A 2820-nucleotide genomic window follows, 5' to 3' on the forward strand; every position below is an offset into this window, starting at 1 on the left:
AAACAACCGTTAATGAGTGCCGAGCCATTGGGCATGCCGGTCCTCTTGGACACCAGCGCAAAGGGACGCGGCATATTGCCGTGACGCGCGGCATAGCTCGCCACGTTGTTGACGCCAAAGCTCCAGCAGATCATGTTGGCGAACAGCGTCACCAAAAAGGCCGCGCCCACGACCATCGTCAGCGGATGGCTGCGCCCCAGCATGGCGGCGACCGCGTCCACAATGCCCGAATCGAGCGAAAGCCGCTCGGTGGGAACCGCGGCCCCGATGCCGATGCCGCAGATAATGTAGATCGCCGCAATGGCGACGCCGCCGGCGATAACCGCCTTGGGGATATCACGCGACGGGTTTTTCATCGTGCTGGCAAAGGTCGCGACCACCTCGAAGCCCATAAAGTTGAACAGGATGATCGATAGGTACGTCAACGAATCGGTGTCGCCCAAATCTGGAATGAAGGTCTTAGACGACATGTCGTTGGCAAAGCCGTTATCGCAGGCAAACCAGATGCCGACGATTCCCACCACGGCGGTAATGAGCACCTTGATGACGGCACCGCCGTCCATGACCCAATCGGCCTCGGCCACCGGGTGCATCGCCATGACCGTGACGCCCCACACGAAGGCAAGCTCGATGGCAATCCGGGCCCCGAGCGAAAATTCGATGCCCCATACCGCATTGATGACACTGGGGAACATACAGGCGATACTTGCAACCCACAGCGGGAAGTTGACCCAGTAGCACCAGGAGCAGCAGGCACCCCAACGGTCGCCCAAGCCCAGGCGGACCCAATCGTACAGGCCGCCCTCGGAATCGAACGCCGTACCGAGCTCGGCCACCACCAGGCCATAGGGAAGCAAAAACGTGATGATGAGGAAGGCCCACCAGAAGAACTGCACGTTGCCCATGGCGGATGCCGGAGCGGCCGCCTCGATGGTAAACACGACGCATATAACCGAGAGGATGACCTCGAACAGGGAGAACTTTTTACCTGCCATGGCACGCTCCCCCTACAGCAAAAAAGATGGCATCTGCACCGAAGGCGCAGCCCAAGGCAGGGTTGCGGGCCGCGTCACCGGTGCAGGTGCCATCCCAAGGAGAAGAAGGGATGCAAGTGTTGGACCAACGCTCGCGGAACAGGCGCGTGTAGATGACGATACGCTGGTACATGGACACTCCGATCAAGACGGCCGCGTATACGACCGGGAACTTTCGGCAATTGGATACGCGCCTGACCTGGGATATCCAAGCGAACAATTGGCCTAACCCGCAACAGGTCCCAGGCCAGGCGGGTATCCAATCGAAGGGGAAGGGCGCTCCGGTGCGGAGGCAGCGGAGCGCCCGGGGAAAGCCCGGCCGGCCGGCCAGGCGGCCCCGTTCGCCTGCCGGCCGGGCCTCCGGGGTGCGGCGGACTCCCGTGAAAGAGGGGCGCCGCGCCCCGGCAAGCCGGGCTATTAGGCGGACGGCTCCTGCTGCGTGATGCAGTGGATGTTGCCGCCGCCGTAGACGACCTGGTCGGACTTGACGCCCACGCACTTGTAGACGCCCTCGCCCCAGACCTCGTCGTAGATCTCCTGGAGCGTGTCGACGGCCAGCTGGTCGTTCTCGTCGCCGTACTGCGGGACGATGACGCCGTGGTTGGTCACGAGGTAGTTCATGTAGGAGGCGATCAGCGGCTCGTCGGGGACGCGCGGCTCGGCGTTCTCGTCGGCGTCGATGGTGTCGCAGGAGGCCTGGTCCATGTACAGCGGCTTCACGGGCATGCAGAGCTTGTAGACCTTCAGCTTGCGGCCCTTGGCGTCAACCGCGTTGGAGAGGGTCTCGTAGGCGGCGTGGCACTGCTCGTAGAACGGGTACTCGGGGTCGTCGGTCCAGATGCAGACCATGACGCCCGGGGCGATGAAGGTGGCGACGTCGTCGATGTGGCCGTTGGTCTCCTCGGGGTCGATGCCCTCCTTGACCCAGATGACCTTCTCGACGCCGAGGTAGTCCTTGAGGTGCTCGGTCATGTACCCGCGAAGCTCCTCGCTCCAGGGCTCGAACTTCTTGCGGTACTTGGGCCAGAGGGACTCGGGGTCCTCCTCCTCCTCGAGCACCGCGGAGCAGGTGCGGCCGGGGGACAGGAGGCACTGGTCGGTGACGACGAGGGTGCCCTCGCCGTCGACGGTGATGGAGCCGCCCTCGAGGATCATGTCGTCGGGACGGTAGCGGCGGCAGCCGGAGAGCTCGGCCATCTTGAGGGCGATCTGCTCGTCCTTGTCCCACGGGAAGTAGAGGCCGTCGATGAGGCCGCCGTAGCCGTTGAAGTGCCAGTGGTTGGCGCGCTTCTCGCCCTTGCCGTTGATGACGTAGGTGGCGCCGGTGTCGCGGAACCAGGCGTCGTCGGTGGTCATCTCGACGACGGTGACGTTCTCGTCGTTCTCGAAGACGGCCTTGCAGTTGGCGTAGTCGACCTGGTTGGCGCACATGTAGACCGGGGTGAACTCGGAGATGGCGCGGGCGATGGCGGCATACTGCTTCTGGGCGGGCTTGGCGCCGTGGGCCCAGGTGTCGGTGCGGTGGGGCCAGCCAATCCACACGCGGTCCTGGGGGGCGAACTCGGCGGGCATGAAGAAGCCGTCGGCCCTCGGGGTGGACTCGGACTCGGTGATCGTACGCATAAGATTTCCTCCAAACCGAACGATCGTCTGCCGCGGGCGGGCTGCCCGCGGCCTAGGACCAAGAGATGGCGGGCGCCCGTCCCCCGGCAGAGGTCGGGGCGCCCGGCGCCGGTTTTCACGGGGTCGCACCGGCGGGCGACGACGTAGCCAGGTGCGCGGAGAC

At 64.5% G+C, this 2820-nt stretch carries 3 protein-coding genes; all 3 read right to left on the reverse strand.

Annotation, left to right across the window (positions count from 1 at the left end):
• Positions 1-995, reverse strand: a 995-nt coding sequence (locus tag ACTQWD_RS08615) for an APC family permease (protein ID WP_441559744.1), incomplete at its 3' end; no start/stop codon positions are given.
• Positions 985-1167, reverse strand: coding sequence for a hypothetical protein (locus ACTQWD_RS08620; protein WP_441559745.1), 183 nt, complete (start codon positions 1165-1167; stop codon positions 985-987). The genes ACTQWD_RS08620 and ACTQWD_RS08615, both read right to left, overlap by 11 nt.
• A gap of 284 nt (positions 1168-1451) precedes the next feature.
• Positions 1452-2657 carry an agmatine deiminase family protein gene (locus tag ACTQWD_RS08625; protein WP_320772223.1) on the reverse strand — a complete coding sequence of 402 codons (1206 nt, stop codon included), beginning with the start codon at positions 2655-2657 and terminating at the stop codon, positions 1452-1454.
• Positions 2658-2820 lie beyond the last annotated feature (163 nt).

It is taken from the genome of Collinsella sp. LCP19S3_B6 (genome assembly GCF_052121815.1).
Taxonomy (GTDB): domain Bacteria; phylum Actinomycetota; class Coriobacteriia; order Coriobacteriales; family Coriobacteriaceae; genus Collinsella.

Excerpts from the sequence above, each read along its gene's own strand:
- ACTQWD_RS08620 (WP_441559745.1), bottom strand. The coding sequence starts at position 1,167 with ATGTACCAGCGTATCGTCATCTACACGCGCCTGTTCCGCGAGCGTTGG.
- ACTQWD_RS08625 (WP_320772223.1), bottom strand. The coding sequence starts at position 2,657 with ATGCGTACGATCACCGAGTCCGAGTCCACCCCGAGGGCCGACGGCTTC.